Genomic DNA, 15,977 nt, shown 5'->3' with positions numbered 1-15,977 from the left:
CTCGTTTTGTTCTTTTTAATCAATGAGATACATTTAGAGTGTTCCCCACAGGCGTGGGGATGAACCGTTAGCGCAGCGTGTAATGAACTAAAAGATAGTGTGTTCCCCACAGGCGTGGGGATGAACCGAGAAGGCCCAGGCCGCCCAGGAAACCGGCGACGTGTTCCCCACAGGCGTGGGGGTATGCTGGATTTGGGGCCTTTCAACGCCAGGGGATATGGCGGCTGAAGCCGCTCCTGCGGTGGGATGGAGTAGGGTAGGAGCGGCTTCAGCCGTAATGGTGGGCTTAGATGCGGGCCACGTTTTCCGCCAGGGCGAGGGCGGCGGTGAGGCCGGGGGATTCGATGCCGAGCAGGTTGATCAGGCCGTCCAGGCCGTGATCGCGATGATCCTGGATCAGGAAGTCCGGGTACGGCTCGCCGTGCATTCTCAGTTTCGGGCGCACGCCGGCGTAATCCGGGCGCAGGGCCCGTTTGGGGAGGGTTGGCCAGTATTGGCGGATTGCCTGTTCGAAGGCTGGCCGCCGCGCCGGGTCGACGTGGTAATCCGGCGTCGCGACCCATTCCACGTCCGGCCCGAAGCGGGCGCGACCGGCCAGGTCCAGGGTCAGGTGGACGCCCAGGCCATGTTCCTGGGGCAAGGGGTAGATCAGTCGTTCGCTGGGGGCGGGGCGGTTGAGGGTGAAGTAGTTGCCTTTGGCGAATTCCTGTTCCGGTCGTTGCTGGTCGGGGAAGCCCTCCATGGCCGCCACCAGGGGCACCGCGCCCAGGCCCGCGGCGTTGATGAGCCGCTCGCAGCCCAGTTCCATGGTGCCGTCCGGGGTTTGCACCAGCAGCCGGAAATCACCGCGCGCGCAGCGTACCGCCGTTACCTGGTGACGGGGCGCCAGTAGCGCGCCGCCATCTTCCGCTTCCCGAGCCAGGCTGGCCATCAGGCCATGGCTGTCGATGATGCCGCTGTAGGTGGAATACAACGCCTGTTCCCCGGTCAGCCAGGGTTCTTCGCGGCGCAGGGCCCGGCGGTCCAGGATGGCCAGGCCGCGGGCGCCGGAGGCGAGGGCATTGTCTTGGAGACGCTGCAGGGCGAAGGCCTGGCCGGGGCCGGCGACGATCAGTTTGCCGCAGCGCCGATGGGCGATGTTCCGCGCCGAGCAGTATTCATGGAGGAGGATATTGCCGCGCACGCAGGCACGGGCCTTGAGCGATGCGGGCGGGTAATAGAGCCCGCCGTGGATTACCTCGCTGTTGCGCGAGGACAGGTGCTCGCCGAAGCGGCTCTCGTGCTCCAGCACCAGCGGCGCCTGGCCCGCCCGGGCCAGCGCCCGGGCCACGGCCAGGCCGATCACGCCGGCGCCGATGATGACGGTGCCGACGCGCTCCATCAGTCCGCGCCATCCTTGGCGGCCCGGCGGGCGTGCTCATCGCGGATGGCGTTATCGTAAAACAGATAACGGGAGGTCTCGTAGAAGCCCCGGGCCAGATTGAACAGGTGCTCGAAGGTCTCCGGCTGATCCTTGGCGCGGTCCTGCTCGGGTTTGTCGGTATAGAGCTCGTGCAGGGTGGCCGCTTCTCCGTCGTGGTTGAGCCGGGCCAGGTGGTTGGCGGTGACGGCGCCGATCTGCGGCGCCGGGCCCTCGCGCAGCACCACGAAGGCGGTGCGGTCGCCTTCCGGTGCCGGCTGCTGGATATCCCGGCCCAGGGTGGTGTTGTCGTACTCCAGGCCGATCAACCCGGCCACGGTGGGCATTACGTCGATCAGGCTCACCGCCTCGTGGATGTGGCGGGGCTTGAGCAGGGCCGGCGCGTAAATCATATGCGGCACATGGTGGCTCTCCAGGCGCAGTACCTCCTGGAAGCGGGGCATGTGGGGCAGGGTGGTGATGCGGTTGTTGTGGTCGCCGAAGAACACGAAGATGGTGTTGTCGAAGTAGCCGCTTTGCCGGGCCATCTCCATGTAGCGGCCGATGTTGTAGTCAAGCAGCCGTACGGCGTTGTATTGGGCGGCGTTGCGGAAGCCGTTGGCGCGCAGCTCCTCCTCGGACAGGTCGTCGCGCACCTTGAAGTCGTCGTTGTTGGGCGGAATGGTGAATGGCCGGTGGTTGCCGGCGGTCTGGATGAAGGCGAAGAACGGCTGGTCCTCCGGGATTTGTTCGAGAATGGCGTTGGATTCCTTGAACAACTCCAGATCGGAAATACCCCAGACATCCACGTTGCCGCCTTTCCAGTCGCCTTCCTCGTACAGTTCCAGGCCCTGGATGCTGCGCGTGAGCAGGCCTTCCAGGTTGGCCCAGCCAGCGTTGCCGCCCACCATGTAGAGTTTCCGGTAACCGTCCAGCTGGTTGACGATCATGCGCTGATGGCCGATCAGTGGGTTGCGGCTGGCGGTTTCCTCCGGGGCCACGTCGGGGATGCCGGTAAGGAACGCCCAAATGCTCTTGGCCGTGCCGGTGACCGGCACGTAGAAGTGCTCGAAGAACCAGCCGCCCTCGGCGATGCGGTCCAGGTTGGGAGTGGGATCATAGGGCGTGCCATAGGCACCTACGCGGCTGGCGCCCAGGGACTCCAGCATCACCACCACGATGTTCGGCGGGCGCTGCGTGTCCAGGCGGTAGGGCTGAACCGTTACGTGGCGCTGGTAGTTCAGGTCACCACGGCGCTCCACGGGCAGGCCCAGGAAGTCCGCCATCATCGGGTAGTAGCGTTTCACCGCTTCCAGATCATAGGGGTCGGAATCCAGCTGGCTGGTGTCGTAGAGGAACAGCACCGGGTTCAGGCCCAGGGCGGCCACCGCCTTGTCACCGGAGGCGAAGGCGTCGCTCCAGCGCAGCGGTACCGGGTTCTCCCAGTTGATGTGGGTGGCCCGGCCCAGCAGACCGAACGCCACCAGCACGACCACGATGACGCCGCCGGCCCACAGCGAGCGGGCGCGGATGGCGCGGGCCGGGCGCTTCAGCAGGCGTCGGGCCAGCACCGCGAACAGCCAGCCCATCAGGGCGGTGAGGCCAAGCCAGCCCAGGGTGATCCACACCACCGGGTAGCTTTCCCACACCATCCGGGTGGAGATGGCGGTGTCTTCCAGAAAGCGCAGGGCGGTGACGTTGAGGCGGTCGCCCAGATACACGTAGTGGCCGAAGTCCAGGATGTAGATCAGCACCACCACCAGCGTGGCCAGCACCAGATAGAGCTGCGCCAGGCCGCGCATGAACGGGGAGGTGGTCAAATTGAAGCGCGGTAACCAGGCCAGTATGAACAATGGCAGCACCAGCAGCAGCGCCAGCCTGAGATCGAAACGCAGCCCCACGCCCACGGTTTGCCAGAGCACCCCGGAAGAGGCGGTCACGGTTTCCCCGACCTCCGAGAAGAACAGGTAGAACACCGCCCGAAGGGCCACTAACAGAACAAAAAACGCCGCCACGCAGGCGGCCAGAAAACGAAGCCGTCGGGACTGCAACCACCCCATGCGTGCCTCCTGGTAATAGGGAATTGGCCGGGTTCATCCGGTAAACCGCCCATGTTACTCCCCCGGAGGGGGCGATGCATGGGCCATGATGGCCAATGGGACCGGCGTCAACGCGAACCCGTTCCCGGCGGGGCGCCGGGTTTCCATCGCCACGCCCCCGGTGCGATGATAATAGTCCCCACGCCACCGACTCCGAGCCGCGAAATGGTGCGCAGCGAAACCCGCGATGGGATAACGACCATCACCCTGACTCCGCATCTGTCCGCTGACTGGCCCCAGGTGAAGCGCTTCATGGCGCTGATCGCCGCGGTGGTGTTCATGGTCGCCGCTGCCTGGACCGCCGCTGGTATCTGGCTGGCGCTGCCCTTCGCCGGTGTCGAGGTGGGTCTGATCTGCTATCTGATGTACCGGGTGTGTTTCCGTCTCAGCTACCTCTATCAGCGCGTCGTCATCGAGCCGGAGCGGGTGCGCGTGGAGCAGGGTGTACGCGGCCCGCCGCGCCGGGAATGGCTGTTGCGCCGACCGGACGCCCACCTGCATTTGACCATGCCGGTGAAGGAGGTGGACCTGATGCGCCTGCGCCTGTGTGACGATCATGGTGGCGTGGAGCTGGGGGCGTTTCTTAATGGCGAAGGCCGCGAAGCCGCGCGCCAGGCGCTGCGTCGGGCCGGCTTGATCGAAACCGCCGACCGTTGGTGGGAAACCGCGCGCCCTTAGAACGTGGAAAGGAGTGGCCATGAAATACATCTTCGAAGTACGCATGAAGGACGGCTACACCGTGGAGGAGTACGCCGAGGCCTGGCGGGAAGCCAGCCGCGTCATCCAGCGGGCCCCGGGCGCCCGGGGTACCTACCTGCACCGCAAGATCGGCGAGCCGGAGACCCTGTTGGCCATCGCTCACTGGGATTCCAAGGCCCACCGGGACGCCAAGGACGACAGCCGCAGCGCCCTGGTCAAGGCGATCCTGGAAAAACACGCCCGTACCTGCGATATAACACCGCTGGGTGAATTCGAGGAACCGGAATGGTGGGTGCCACCGCAGCCGGGCAGCGGCAATGACGAGCCAGACAATGACGGGCCAAATAATGACGAGCCGGGCCATGAGTAGCCGCGCCGCCATGATAATGGTGGCGCTGCTGCTGGGGCCGCTGGCCGGTTGTGATTACAGCGACGCGCCCCAGGGGGCGCCGTTGCGGGCTCTGGCTGCGCAGCCGGAGGATTTCCAGCAGGCGTTGGTGGCCACTAGCGGCGTGGTACGGGGCTTTGATGATCCGGAGCATTACTGGATCGAGGACGACGCTCTCAACCGCGTGGAGCTGATGCCCCTGGAGGAGGCCCGTGACTACCTGGGCCAGCGGGTCCAGGTGGTGGGCACCTTTCATTACGAGCCGGGCCGGGGGCGCTGGCTGGAGATTCGCGGCCTCGGCCCGCTTTGATCGCGGATCGCGGCTGACGCCGCTCCTGCGGTGGGGCGTGTTTCCGTAGGAGCGACCGGGCGGCGTACCGCTTCAGCCGCGATCCAGCGCGGGCGGGATTATTCCACCTTGAACTTCAAGCCGGCGTGTTCGGTGAGCCGCTTGATCAGCTTGTCGCCCAGGGCCGGCGCGGTGGTCCAGATGCCACCGCCGGTGTCGGTGGCGTCGCGCAGCAGGCACAGGGCGCTCTCGCTGATCATTCGCGAGGTGGAACCGTAGCCCGGGTCCTTGTCGCCGGACACGCTCACCGCGAGTTGTTCGCCCTGGTCGTTGCTGCCCAGGAACAGGACGTCGTAGAAACCGTTCTCGCGTTCTTCCTTGCTCGGGCCCTCGCCGGGTTTGGGCGCGTCCTCGCCGGCCAGGGAACGGTCCTGGGCCACTGCCTCGGCGGTCGCCTTGCCCTTGTCACCGTCGCCGGTGAGGATCATTTCGTCATAGACGAAGTTCTCGCCGTAGGGGTGACCAAGCAGGAAGTTGGAGCGGTGCACGTTGCGGGTATTGATGGCGGCCATGATGAACGGCGCCGCCCAGCTGCCGAGAGCATCGTCGTACTCCGGCTTGGCCGCTGGTGGTTGTTCCGGGCCGCTGAACTCCGGGGTGAGCGCGAACGGATCGGTAAGCAGCGCGCGGATTTCCGGGTCCTTGGCCGCCGCCAGGGTGGCTTTGAGGCTGGCGGCGGTGCCGCCGGAAAAAGTGCCTTTCATGGCCCGTACCCGGCCCTTGACCCGGGTCAGCGGCGCCAGGCCTTTCTCTTTGGCCTGTTGCTCCAGGAAGAACACGCCCAGATCGAAGGGAATGGAATCGAAGCCGCAGGAGAACACGATGCGCGCGCCGCTCTGTTTGGCGGTGTCGCCGTAGCGATCGATCATCTGGCGCATCCAGGCGGGCTCCCCGCACAGGTCCACATAATCCGTCCCGGCTTCCGCGCAGGCTTTCACCAGCGGCTCGCCGTACAACTGGTAAGGTCCCACCGTGGTCAGTACCAGACGGGTGCGTTCGGCCAGCGCCTTCAGGGTGTCCGGCTGGTCCGCGTCGGCGGTCACCACCGGCACGTTATCGCCGATGCCCATCTCGGCGCGCACCGCCGCCAGCTTCTCGGCGTTGCGTCCGGCCAGCGCCCATTCAAGGTCCTCGCCGTAGGCCTGATTCAGATACTCCGCCACCAGCCGGCCGGTGAAGCCGCTGGCGCCGTAGACGATGAGATCGAACTCTCTTCCATTGCTCATAATCGGCAATCCGTCTCTGTTGCGAATGATGCGCCCACTATAGACCTCCGACCGGACCTCCGTGCAGGGTCGCGAACGGCCTTTTGATGGTGAAGGTGGCCGCGGGCTTGGTTCGCGTACCAGGCATTTCGTAGGAGCGACTGGGCGGCACTCCGCTTCAGTCGCGATCACCGCGGTGCCGTCTTCATCGCGGCTGAAGCCGCTCCTACAGTAACCCCGGCCACGGTGCTTCGAGACGTGCCCTTGATGGGGGAGCCCGCCCCGAGGCTTGATGAACCTTTATTTGAAGTCCCGCGACCGTACCTGCAGTTCGTCCAGGGCGTCACGGGCGTCCTGGAGACGTCCGGCCATCAGATGGACGATGCCCTCCGGGCTGATCTCCACGGTGCCGGTAACGATCACCAGCGGGCTCTTCAGCAGGATTTGCCGGTAACGCTCCTGGATCGAGGTCCACACCACCACGTTGGTGTTGCCGGTTTCGTCCTCCAGGGTCATGAACAAGGTGCCCTTGGCGGAGCCCGGACGTTGCCGGTTGGTGACCAGGCCGGCCACCCGTACCAGTTGGTTGGGCCGGGCCCGCTTCAGTTCCCGGGCACGCTGGCAACGCTTGAAGCGCGGCAGGTGGCGCACCAGTGCCATGGGATGGCGGCCCAGGGTGAGCCCCAGGTGGCGATAATCCTCGATCAGCGACCGGTGTTCCGAGGGCGCGTCCAGGTAGACGCCGTCGTGGTCGTCGCGGAGCTCGCCGCCCTGGCCGCCGAGCAGAGGTCGTCGCGCCTCCAGGCCCTGCACGTCCCAGTGCGCCTGATGGCGATGGCCGCTCAGGCCGCGCAGGGCGTTGCCGGCCACCAGAGCCTCGCGCTCACGGCTGCCCAGGGCGGCCCGTTCGCACAGATCGCGCACGCCACGGAAGGGGGCCTGGTCGCGGGCCGCCACCAACCGCCCGGCGGCGTCCTCATTGAAGCCCTTGATCTGACGCAGCCCCAGCCGCAGCGCCGGCTGCACGCCCAGCCTCTCGCGGTGCGCGTCTTCCAGGGTGTGGTCCCAATGGCTGTGGCGCACGTCCGGCGGCCGCGTCTCGATGCCATGGCGGCGGGCGTCCTGGAGAATCTGCGAGGGGGAGTAAAAGCCCATCGGCAGGCTGTTGAGCAGGCCGCAATAGAAGGCGCTGGTGTGGTGGCGCTTGAGCCAGGCGGACACGTACACCAGCAGGGCGAAGCTGGCGGCGTGGGATTCCGGGAAGCCGTAGCCGCCGAAGCCCTTCATCTGCTCGAACAGCCGGCGCGCGTAGTCGCCACTGTAGCCGTTGGCGCGCATGCCCTGGATCACCTTGTCCTCGAACCCCAGCAACTCGCCGCTCTTGCCCCAGCGGGCCATGGCCCGGCGCAGCTGGTCCGCCTCGCCGCCGGAAAAGCCGGCGGCCACCATCACCAGCTGGATCACCTGTTCCTGGAAGATGGGCACGCCGTAGGTGCGTTCCAGCACGCTTTTGACCTTGTCGTCCGGGTAGTCCTCTTCCTCCAGGCCGTCCCGACGGCGCAGGTAGGGGTGCACCATGTCGCCCTGGATCGGCCCGGGCCGCACGATCGCCACCTCCACCACCAGGTCGTAGAACCGGCGCGGTCGCAGGCGTGGCAGCATGTTCATCTGCGCCCGGGATTCCACCTGGAACACACCCACGCTGTCCCCTTGGCAGAGCATGTCGTAGGTGGCCTGGTCGCCGGCGGGGATGTCCTGCATCGCCAGCGGCTGGCCCCGGTAGTCGCCAATCAGCCCCAGGGTCTTGCGGATCGCGGTGAGCATGCCCAGAGCCAGCACGTCCACCTTCATCAGCCCCAGGGACTCCAGGTCGTCCTTGTCCCACTGGATCAGGGTGCGGTCGGGCATGGCGGCGTTTTCCACCGGCACCAGGGTGTGCACCGGGTCCCGGGTGATCACGAAACCGCCCACGTGCTGGGACAGGTGACGAGGGAAGCCCACCAGCTCCTGGACCAGCTCCCGGTACTGGCGGCCCAGGGTGGAGCCGCCCAGGCCCAGTTCCTGGAAGCGCTCCACCAGGGAATCCGGCTTGTCCCACCAGGCCAGGTTGTTGCTGAGCCGTTCCACCAGATCCGCGTCCACGCCCAGGGCCCGCCCCACGTCGCGCACCGCCGAGCGGGTGCGGTAGTGGATCACGGTGGCCGCCAGGGCGGCCCGGTCGCGGCCGTACTTGCGGTACAGGTACTGTATGACCTCCTCGCGGCGCTCGTGCTCGAAATCCACGTCGATATCCGGCGGTTCATCCCGTTCCTGGGAGATAAAACGTTCGAACAGCAACTGGCTGCGATCCGGGTCCACCTCGGTGACCCCGAGGCAGTAGCACACCGCCGAGTTGGCGGCGGAGCCGCGCCCCTGGCAGAGAATCCCCTGGCCACGGGCGAAGGCGACGATGTCGTGGACGGTGAGAAAGTAATGGGCATAACCGAGCTGGCGGATCAGCGCCAGCTCTCGCTCCACCAGGGCGCTCACCCGCTCCGGCACGCCGTCCGGATAGCGGGCCCCGGCGCCCTGACGGGCCAGGCCGGCCAGGTACTGGTCCGCGTCCTGGCCCGGTGGTACCACCTCCTCCGGGTACTGGTAGCGGATCTCGTCCAGGCGGAATTCGCACTGATCGGCGATCCAGACGGCTTCTTCCAACAGGGCCGGCGGATAGATCGAGGCCAGCCGTTCCAGTGGGCGCAGATGGCGCTGATCGTTACGAAAGCGCCGGTCGCCAAGCCGCCGCACCGTGGTGTTCAGGCGCAGGGCGGTGAACACTTCCTGCAGACGCTGACGTTCCGGGACGTGGTAATGCACGTCGTTGGTGGCGGTCATGGCCAGCCCATGGCGCCGTGCCAGACCATGCAGGTAGCGGTAGCGCAGGGCGTCGTTGCCGTCCTGGAGCAGTTCGCAGGCCAGCCACAGGCGCTCGCCGAAGTGTGCCTGGAGCAGGGCGGCATGGCCTTCGTCGCGGTCATCGCCGGCGGGCAGCCACAGGCACAGAGCGTGGCGCTCAATGCGCGCCAGGTCCCGCCAGTGCAGGTCGTAGTGGCCCTTTTCCGCGCGCCGGCGGCCCTGGGTGATCAGGGTGGCGATCTCCCCGTAGGCGCGCCGGTCCGGGGCCAGCAGCACCAGCCGTAGTGCTCCCCGATCTTCATTGAGACGAAAATGACTGCCGATGATAAGCTTAAATTTCAGTCGCTTACCGCTATCTTTGTAAGTGCTTTCGAGGTTTTTCCAGGCCTGCCAGGCGCGCGCCACCCCGGCCAGGGAGCCGTCGTCGGTGATCGCCAGAGCCCGGTAGCCCAGATCATGGGCTTGCCGCACCAGTTCTTCCGGGTGGCTGGCCCCGGCCAGGAAGGTGAAGGCGGAGGTGCAATGCAGTTCCGCGAAGGCCATCAAGACTCCCTGTTCAACACTACGGAGCCGCGCGTGACGCGGCCCGGATGGAAAGTTCACACCCAAGTCGAGAGGCGGACCTAGAAAAAACCCTGTAGCCACCAACCATCCCGATCATCCTGAAACACCCAGCAGCAAAGCCCGTCCGGATGGTGGGCCACGTGGTATCTGCGGGCGGCCTGGTCGTGCCAGGGCTGGCTGAAACACTCCTCCTGGGGAAACAGCGTCAGAGGCCGGTCCCGCCAGTGCGGCAGGCTGTCGCGCACGCCCAGCGGGCGCGGCGGGTCCAGCAGCCACAGCGGCCGGTCCTCCGGCGAGGCCGCCGTGTCCGGTACCGCCGGGCGGGCCGGACGCTCCAGGGGCGCGTGCCCGCGTTCGGTCTCCTCGGGCAGGTGCCCCGGCTCCCGGTCCGGCCGGTACAGGCGCAGCGCCGGCTCCGCGGCCAGTTTCTCCAGCAGACCGGACAGCGGCGGCCGGGCACCGGGGTCCGGGAACAGATCGGCCAGGGCCGGATTGCGCGACCGGGGCCGCCCGCCGTCCAGCCCCAGGCCCAGCACCGGCGCCTCCAGCATCTGATGCTCCAGGCGCCGCCGGGTCAGATCCAGCCAGGTGGCCACGTCGTGGCCCGGATGGGCCCGGCGCACCACCAGCGTGTCCCGATGGCCGTTGTTCAGGTACAGATGCCAGCGGATCGCCGCCACGCTTTCCTGGTGGCGGTCCAGTTCCGTGGCCAGTTCAGCGAGCAGGCTCTCCATGGGCCGGTGCAAATGGTCCAGGTTGTCCAACGGATCGTCGAAGTCCCGGCGCCGGCGAAACGGACGCGGCGGCGCCAGGGGGGAGCGCGGGTCCGGTTTCTCGCCCAGCAGTCGCTGCAGCCAGTCCAGAAAGGAAGCGCCGAATCGTTTGCCCAGGGCCGGGCGGGGCAGTGGGTAGAGATCGCCCAGGGTGCGCAGGCCAGGGGCCTGGAGGCGCTCGCGCAGGCGCGCGTCCAGGTCCAGTTCATCAAGCGGCAGCGCCGCCAGCCAGGCCTGGAAGCGCACCGCTTCCGGTACCTGCTCCAGGGGCGGCGGATCGGTCAGGTGCCAGGCGGACAGGGGCGTGGGCCCCAGGCCCAGCCGGGTGGTGAAGGGACAGTGCAGGCGGTAGCGGTCGACCCGCGCCAGCAGACCCTGGAAACCGCCGAACAACTTCAGGCAGCCGCCCACCTCCAGCAGCAGACTGGCCGGCGGCGCCAGGCATACCCGCGGGGTCAGCGCCAGCAACTGACGGCCCTGGTGGCGCAGGGCCTGGTCCCGGACGTCGTCGTCCGCCTCGCGCACTTCCAGGGCCTCGCACAGGGCCCGGGCGGTGGCCAGCCGCAGGCCGGTTTCCACGCCAGCGGCGCGGGCCGCCGGGTTGGCCTGGGATACCCGATGCCGCTGCACCAGCACCCGGGGCCGATCCACCGGGCCGTCGCCGGCCTCCAGGTCCAGCAGCGGGTAATGCAATGCCAGCCACAGGGCGCTCATGGTCGCGGGGCCTCCGGGCCCGGTGCATCCAATGATGGCCCGGGCGGTACCCGCCCCGGCGGCTCGCTGGCCGGCCGGGGGCGGCGGGTGAGCGCCGGCAGGGTGGCGGTGGCCGGCGGCGCCCTGCGCAGGTGCTCGGGCAGCAGGGTCAGGCGGCAGTGTTCTCCGGGGCGACCGCCGGGTTGCTTGTGCACGGTCACGCTCAGTTCGCCGGGGGCGGGGCACTCCAGTTCCAGCCGCAGGGGCGCCGGGCTGGGCTGGCGCGCCGCCCGCCGGGGGCGCGCCAGCACCAGCAGGCAGCGCCCCTGCTGGGCGCCCAGATGCAGCCGTCGCAGGGTGCCCGCCGGCAGGGCGCCGCCCGGTGCCCACAGAAGCAGGGTGCTGACGGTGTCGCTGGCGGCCGCTTCGTAGCAGGCGCGCAGCAGGCCGTCGCGCTCACCGTGCAGCACCAGCAGCCGTTCCAGGGGCACGCCGGCGCGGGCCAGCGCCAGCGCCGAGGGCCGTTCCGGTGGGTTGGCGATCAACCGGGCGCCGGGCTGGTCGCCAGCCAGTGTCGGCAGCAGCAGATGCAGCAGCGGCGGGCAGGGCAGCGGGCAGAGCAACTCCACCAACCCGTGAGTCGGCCAGCCACCCTGACTGAGCAGCCGGTCCAGGGCGGTGAAGCCGGTGGGCCGGCCGCCCCGGGTGGCGCCGTCAAGGTCGCGCCCCCGCCAGGTGTCCCGGCGGGAGAGAAGCTGTTGCAGAAACGCGGAGGACATGGGAAAGCACTCGGATACTGTACAAAAGGACAGTATCCGAGATGGGCGCGGGCTGCAAGCGGGTCGTGCCACGGGGGACCGGTTTGACGCCTGCTGTTTGTCCCGTGCGGTCAACAGCCCCTGTGCGGGTAAACATATTGTATTCCCCGGGCGGGTTGAGTAGCTTCGAAAGCCTGTTCCCGAGCCCCGAGATCACGATGACACAACAACAAAGTGCCCACCGGATCGCCGCCACCTGGCAGCGCGGGCTGAGCCGGCGGCGTTTTCTCAAGTGGACCCTGGCCGGCACCGCCGGGGTGGCGGCGGTGGCCGCCGGCGGCTTCGCCCTGCTGCGCCGTTCGCCTTTGGACCAGCAACCCAAGCCGGCCTGGGCCGAGGGCCTGAGCCGCCAGGAATACCATCTGTTCGATCGCGCCCGGGTGGTGCTGCTGCCCACGGATGGCACCGATCTGCCCGCCACCGGGGAGGTTCCGGTGGTGGCCAATGTGCAAAGGACCCTGGGTTTCATGGCGCCGTCCCTGCGCGCGCAACTGGCCACTGGTTTGACGTTGTTCGATAACGCCGCGGTGGTGTTCCACGGGCGCCGCTTCGTGGATCTGGATGCGGCCACCGGTCGGGATTATTTCGATGCCTGGAGCCGGGGCAATGCGGTTCAGCGCACCCTGGCCACGGTGATCAAGCAACTTACCTACAGCGCCTACTGGAGCGAGCCGGCGACCTGGCCGGCCATCGAGTTCGACGGCCCGGTCTCGGAGTCGTGGGGGCTGGCCTATCTGGGCAACGCGCCCCTTCCCGATGAGGCGCCGGATGAAGCGCGCGCGGAGGAACGAGCATGACCGCTGAATCTGGCCTGGCGGTGACCCAGGCCCAGGATATCCGCGAATCCCGGCTGACCCTGGACGCGGATGTGGTGATCGTCGGTTCCGGCGCCGGCGGTGCGGTGACCGGCTATGAGCTGGCCCGGCGCGGCAAGAAGGTGCTGATCCTGGAGGCGGGCCCCTATGTGCCTTCCAGGGAGTTCACCGAACGCTTCTCCCACAGCCTGGAAACCCTTTATCAGGATCACGGTGGCCAGACCAACAAGAGCGGCGACTTGCTGGTGCTGCAGGGCGCCTGCGTGGGGGGCTCCACGGTGGTCAACGGCTGTGTGTGTTTCCGCACGCCGGATTTCATCCTGGAGGACTGGCGGCGGGATTTCGGGCTTTCCGAGTTGACCGCCGAGGAAATGGCGCCGTACTTCGAGCGGGTGGAACGTAACCTGGCGATCCACGAAAACGGCGAACACGAGATCGCCCGCCATGGCCGGCTGATTCGCGCCGGGGCCCACAAGCTGGGCTGGTCGGTGAAGCCGTTCAAACGCAACATCCGCGACTGCGCGCTCACCGGCCACTGCCTGTCCGGCTGCAAGACCGAACGCAAGCAATCCATGCTGGTCAGTTATCTGCCCTGGGCCAGCGCCCATGGGGCACGTATCTTCGCCGATACCCGGGTTACCGAGGTGCTGGCGGAAAACGGTCGGGCCCGGGGCGTGCATGCCGAGGTGATCGGCCACGATGGCATCAAGGTGGCGGATCTGACGGTCAACGCGGAGCGGGTGATCCTGGCCGCCGGCGCGGTGCAGACGCCGCTGCTGCTGCTGAAAAGCGGCCTGGCCAATAGCTCCGGGCAGGTGGGGCGCAACTTCGCCTGCCACCCGTCGCTGTACGTATCCGCCCGCTACCCGGAACCGGTGCACCCCTGGCGGGGCGCCATGCTGGGCGTGTACGTGGATGAATTCCTGCACCCGGACAAGGGTGGCTTCGTGCTGGAGGACGGTGGTGCCGGGCCGATGGAGTTGAGCATGACCGCTGAACCCGGCAGCGGCGAACCGTTCATGGACTTCATGCGCGACAGCAAGTACCTGGCCGGGCTGGTGACCCTGATCCACGACCACAACGTGGGCACCATTCGCTGGGAAGACGGCCAGAAGGTGATCGACTACCAGCTCGACAACGCGGACTTCCCGTCCATGAAGCGGGCCCTCAAGGCCGCCGCCCGGCTGCATCTGGCCTCCGGCGCCGAGGAGGTCCATGTGCCCTCCAGCGACCGCCGCGTGATTCGCTCGGAGGCGGACATCGAGGCCGCCGTGGACGGCCTGGAAAACGCACCCCAGCACCTGCGCATGGTCAGCTACCACCCCCAGGGCAGTACCCGCATGGGCGCCGACCCGGCCACCAGCGTGGTCAATGGCGACGGTGAGTGCCACGACGTGAAGGGGCTCTATATCGCCGACGCCGGGCTGTTGCCCACCTCGATCATCGTTAATCCCCAGGTCACGGTGTACGCCCTGGCCACCCGCATCGCCGAGCGCATGGCCGGTCACGGTTGATCGCGACTGAAGTCGCTCCTACAAAGAGCCTCATCCGCCGTAGGAGCGATCGGGCGGCGATCCGCTTCAGTCGCGATCAGTGCCGCTGGTTTCATTGCCCCCGCGTAATCACCACCCGGTGCACGTCACCGGGCACCTTGTAGTCGAGAATGTCCCGTTGCCGTGCCAGGCAGGTGCCGTGCTCCGGGTTGAGCCGGCACCAGCGCACCTGCTGGTCCAGGGCCGGCGGCACGCTGAAGCGGGTGCGGTAGTTGTCGCCGGCGCGCAGGGCGACCCACAGCTGGTTCGCCTGCCAGCCGCAGCGCGGGTCGGTGAACTGGTCCAGGGCAACCTGGAAGATGAGGCCCTGCCCGTGTTGCTCCGGGGTGAGGCGCACGCCGGCCTGGCTCACCGGGCATTCCACCCTGGTGGCGCGGTACACCACTTCCACGCGCACCTGTTCCGCCGGCAGTGGCGGGTCCAGGCGCAGTTGATAAGTGCGCAGATCCCGGGGCGCCGGGTTGGGTTCGGGGCGATATTCCGGGCCGGCGGGGCTGACGCAGCCGCCAAGGGCGAGCAGGGCGGTCAGGACCGTCGGAAGGCGCATGCCCATGGGGATCTCCTGTGCGGGGCGGGATGTCATTGTCGCGGTGCGTTCCCCTCGAAGCGCGTCGAGAAAGCTTCCACGAACGCATTGCGCAGGATACCGAAAAGCGCCGCCCAGGTACCGGTTTCGCTTTGCTCCACCTGGCCGCTGATCGGTATGCGGGTGGCGAACTGGTCCTCACGCTGATTCTTGAGCAGGGTCTGCACGGCGCCGGCCAGGGCTTCCCACAGGCCGCCCAGTACCGAGCCGTCCGGGCCGGCCACGTCCTGTTGCCAGTCGAACACATCCAGGTCCTTGAGCAGCGGTTTCACATAGCCGTCCAATTGGCCGTTCCGGGCGCTCAGTTCCATCACCAGGTCGCCATGGCCGGACCGTACATCCAGATTGGCGTAGGCGCGGGTGAAGTCGTTCAGGGTGACCAGGTTCACGCCGGTGATCCGCAACTGAAAGTCGAAGTCGCGCAGATCACTGAACGGGTCGAAGGTGGCGGAGGTCTCCAGGGGCGCCTCACCGAGTACCTGGGCCCGTCCTTTCAGCGTGGCCACCCGGCTGCCTCCCGCGCCGCGGCTGTTGGTCAGATTGGTGATCCGGAGATCGACTTGTCTGGCCTCGATGTTCACCGAGGGGTTGGAATGGTCATTGCGGAACACCAGGCGACCGTCCTCCACCCGCACTTCGTTGAGGGTGATCGGCACCAGTTGTTGCAGGCGCGCGCGCCAGTCGGTGCCGGCGCCGGTCTGGTCGGAGACCTTGTCGCCGCCGTCCACGAAGGTGACCATGGGTTCCTCGAACAGGATGCGTGCCACCAGGGCATGGTCTTCCCACAATGCCCGCCAGCTCACCGCCAGATCGACGGCCGGTGCGTCCAGCAGCGGCTCCGGCACGGTGCCGTCCAGACGCACGATGGTGAAACCCTCCAGCCGGTAGGCGCCGCGCCACCAGGCCAGGTCCACGTCTTCGATATGGCCCCGGTAATCGCCCATCCCGGCCATTTGCTTGTTGAGGTAATCGCGCACCAGCCAGGGCAGGGCCAGGTGCAGCACCAGCAGCAGGGCGACCAGAGTGAGCAGAATGGTGAGGGCGATACGGCGACGTCGTGTCATTGGCAATCCCTGTCCTTGCATAAACGGGGGGCGGCTTCAGCCGCGATCCCGGGTTATCATCGCGCACCGGCACGATT

13 protein-coding genes are annotated in these 15,977 nt (G+C 67.5%); 5 read left to right on the top strand and 8 right to left on the bottom strand.

The window, feature by feature from the left end:
• Positions 1 to 286 precede the first annotated feature (286 nt).
• A complete protein-coding gene (locus JF515_RS00570) occupies positions 287 to 1,381 on the bottom strand; it encodes an NAD(P)/FAD-dependent oxidoreductase (protein ID WP_203099887.1) in 1,095 nt (364 codons plus the stop codon).
• Positions 1,381 to 3,459: an LTA synthase family protein gene (locus tag JF515_RS00565; RefSeq protein WP_203099885.1), complete on the bottom strand. Its 2,079-nt coding sequence runs from the start codon at positions 3,457 to 3,459 to the stop codon at positions 1,381 to 1,383. Before JF515_RS00565 ends, JF515_RS00570 begins: the two co-directional genes overlap by 1 nt.
• A gap of 204 nt (positions 3,460 to 3,663) precedes the next feature.
• On the opposite strand from JF515_RS00565, the gene JF515_RS00560 reads away from it, so the two are divergent.
• From JF515_RS00560 to JF515_RS00550, 3 genes are read left to right on the top strand one after another with little or no spacing between them, the layout of a single operon-like run.
• Entirely contained in the window at positions 3,664 to 4,176 is a 513-nt protein-coding gene (locus JF515_RS00560) for a DUF2244 domain-containing protein (RefSeq protein ID WP_203099883.1), read from the top strand.
• 19 nt (positions 4,177 to 4,195) lie between these two features.
• Positions 4,196 to 4,567, top strand: coding sequence for an antibiotic biosynthesis monooxygenase family protein (locus JF515_RS00555; protein WP_203099881.1), 372 nt, complete (start codon positions 4,196 to 4,198; stop codon positions 4,565 to 4,567).
• Positions 4,560 to 4,895 (top strand): hypothetical protein, encoded by a 336-nt coding sequence (locus JF515_RS00550; RefSeq protein ID WP_203099879.1) that lies wholly within the window; start codon positions 4,560 to 4,562, stop codon positions 4,893 to 4,895. Before JF515_RS00555 ends, JF515_RS00550 begins: the two co-directional genes overlap by 8 nt.
• Positions 4,896 to 4,993: 98 nt before the next feature.
• Here the strand turns inward: JF515_RS00550 and JF515_RS00545 are convergent, their stop codons facing one another.
• The 4 genes from JF515_RS00545 to JF515_RS00530 form a co-directional block, all read right to left on the bottom strand.
• Entirely contained in the window at positions 4,994 to 6,160 is a 1,167-nt protein-coding gene (locus tag JF515_RS00545; RefSeq protein ID WP_203099877.1) for a saccharopine dehydrogenase family protein, read from the bottom strand.
• A 279-nt stretch (positions 6,161 to 6,439) separates the two neighbouring features.
• Positions 6,440 to 9,577 (bottom strand): error-prone DNA polymerase, encoded by a 3,138-nt coding sequence (locus tag JF515_RS00540; protein ID WP_203099875.1) that lies wholly within the window; start codon positions 9,575 to 9,577, stop codon positions 6,440 to 6,442.
• Positions 9,578 to 9,657: 80 nt separating this feature from the next.
• On the bottom strand, positions 9,658 to 11,085 hold the full coding sequence (locus tag JF515_RS00535; protein WP_203099873.1) for a Y-family DNA polymerase: 1,428 nt from the start codon (positions 11,083 to 11,085) through the stop codon (positions 9,658 to 9,660).
• Positions 11,082 to 11,843, bottom strand: a complete 762-nt coding sequence (locus tag JF515_RS00530; RefSeq protein ID WP_203099871.1) for a hypothetical protein — start codon at positions 11,841 to 11,843, stop codon at positions 11,082 to 11,084. The genes JF515_RS00535 and JF515_RS00530 overlap by 4 nt, the downstream gene beginning before the upstream one ends.
• Positions 11,844 to 12,040: 197 nt before the next feature.
• Here JF515_RS00530 and JF515_RS00525 point away from each other — a divergent pair, with 197 nt between their 5' ends.
• Positions 12,041 to 12,679 carry a gluconate 2-dehydrogenase subunit 3 family protein gene (locus JF515_RS00525; protein ID WP_203099869.1) on the top strand — a complete coding sequence of 213 codons (639 nt, stop codon included), beginning with the start codon at positions 12,041 to 12,043 and terminating at the stop codon, positions 12,677 to 12,679.
• The gene (locus JF515_RS00520) at positions 12,676 to 14,211 is read left to right on the top strand and encodes an FAD-dependent oxidoreductase (protein ID WP_203099867.1); all 1,536 of its coding nucleotides are present in this window, start codon (positions 12,676 to 12,678) and stop codon (positions 14,209 to 14,211) included. The genes JF515_RS00525 and JF515_RS00520 overlap by 4 nt, the downstream gene beginning before the upstream one ends.
• Before the next feature lie 91 nt (positions 14,212 to 14,302).
• Here JF515_RS00520 and JF515_RS00515 read toward each other — a convergent pair whose 3' ends face one another.
• Entirely contained in the window at positions 14,303 to 14,803 is a 501-nt protein-coding gene (locus JF515_RS00515) for a hypothetical protein (RefSeq protein ID WP_203099865.1), read from the bottom strand.
• A gap of 26 nt (positions 14,804 to 14,829) precedes the next feature.
• Positions 14,830 to 15,900 (bottom strand): DUF748 domain-containing protein, encoded by a 1,071-nt coding sequence (locus JF515_RS00510; protein ID WP_203099863.1) that lies wholly within the window; start codon positions 15,898 to 15,900, stop codon positions 14,830 to 14,832.
• Positions 15,901 to 15,977 lie beyond the last annotated feature (77 nt).

The sequence above is a fragment of the Alloalcanivorax marinus genome, from assembly GCF_016785095.1.
Taxonomy (GTDB): Bacteria; Pseudomonadota; Gammaproteobacteria; order Pseudomonadales; family Alcanivoracaceae; genus Alloalcanivorax; species Alloalcanivorax marinus_A.
The sequence above is the reverse complement of the archived record's forward strand: the minus strand, read 5'-3'. Positions and strand labels throughout refer to the sequence as shown.

Coding starts and splice junctions, on each gene's coding strand:
- JF515_RS00570 (WP_203099887.1), bottom strand. CDS start 1,381: ATGGAGCGCGTCGGCACCGTCATCATCGGCGCCGGCGTGATCGGCCTG.
- JF515_RS00565 (WP_203099885.1), bottom strand. CDS start 3,459: ATGGGGTGGTTGCAGTCCCGACGGCTTCGTTTTCTGGCCGCCTGCGTG.
- JF515_RS00560 (WP_203099883.1), top strand. CDS start 3,664: ATGGTGCGCAGCGAAACCCGCGATGGGATAACGACCATCACCCTGACT.
- JF515_RS00555 (WP_203099881.1), top strand. CDS start 4,196: ATGAAATACATCTTCGAAGTACGCATGAAGGACGGCTACACCGTGGAG.
- JF515_RS00550 (WP_203099879.1), top strand. CDS start 4,560: ATGAGTAGCCGCGCCGCCATGATAATGGTGGCGCTGCTGCTGGGGCCG.
- JF515_RS00545 (WP_203099877.1), bottom strand. CDS start 6,160: ATGAGCAATGGAAGAGAGTTCGATCTCATCGTCTACGGCGCCAGCGGC.
- JF515_RS00540 (WP_203099875.1), bottom strand. CDS start 9,577: ATGGCCTTCGCGGAACTGCATTGCACCTCCGCCTTCACCTTCCTGGCC.
- JF515_RS00535 (WP_203099873.1), bottom strand. CDS start 11,085: ATGAGCGCCCTGTGGCTGGCATTGCATTACCCGCTGCTGGACCTGGAG.
- JF515_RS00530 (WP_203099871.1), bottom strand. CDS start 11,843: ATGTCCTCCGCGTTTCTGCAACAGCTTCTCTCCCGCCGGGACACCTGG.
- JF515_RS00525 (WP_203099869.1), top strand. CDS start 12,041: ATGACACAACAACAAAGTGCCCACCGGATCGCCGCCACCTGGCAGCGC.
- JF515_RS00520 (WP_203099867.1), top strand. CDS start 12,676: ATGACCGCTGAATCTGGCCTGGCGGTGACCCAGGCCCAGGATATCCGC.
- JF515_RS00515 (WP_203099865.1), bottom strand. CDS start 14,803: ATGGGCATGCGCCTTCCGACGGTCCTGACCGCCCTGCTCGCCCTTGGC.
- JF515_RS00510 (WP_203099863.1), bottom strand. CDS start 15,900: ATGACACGACGTCGCCGTATCGCCCTCACCATTCTGCTCACTCTGGTC.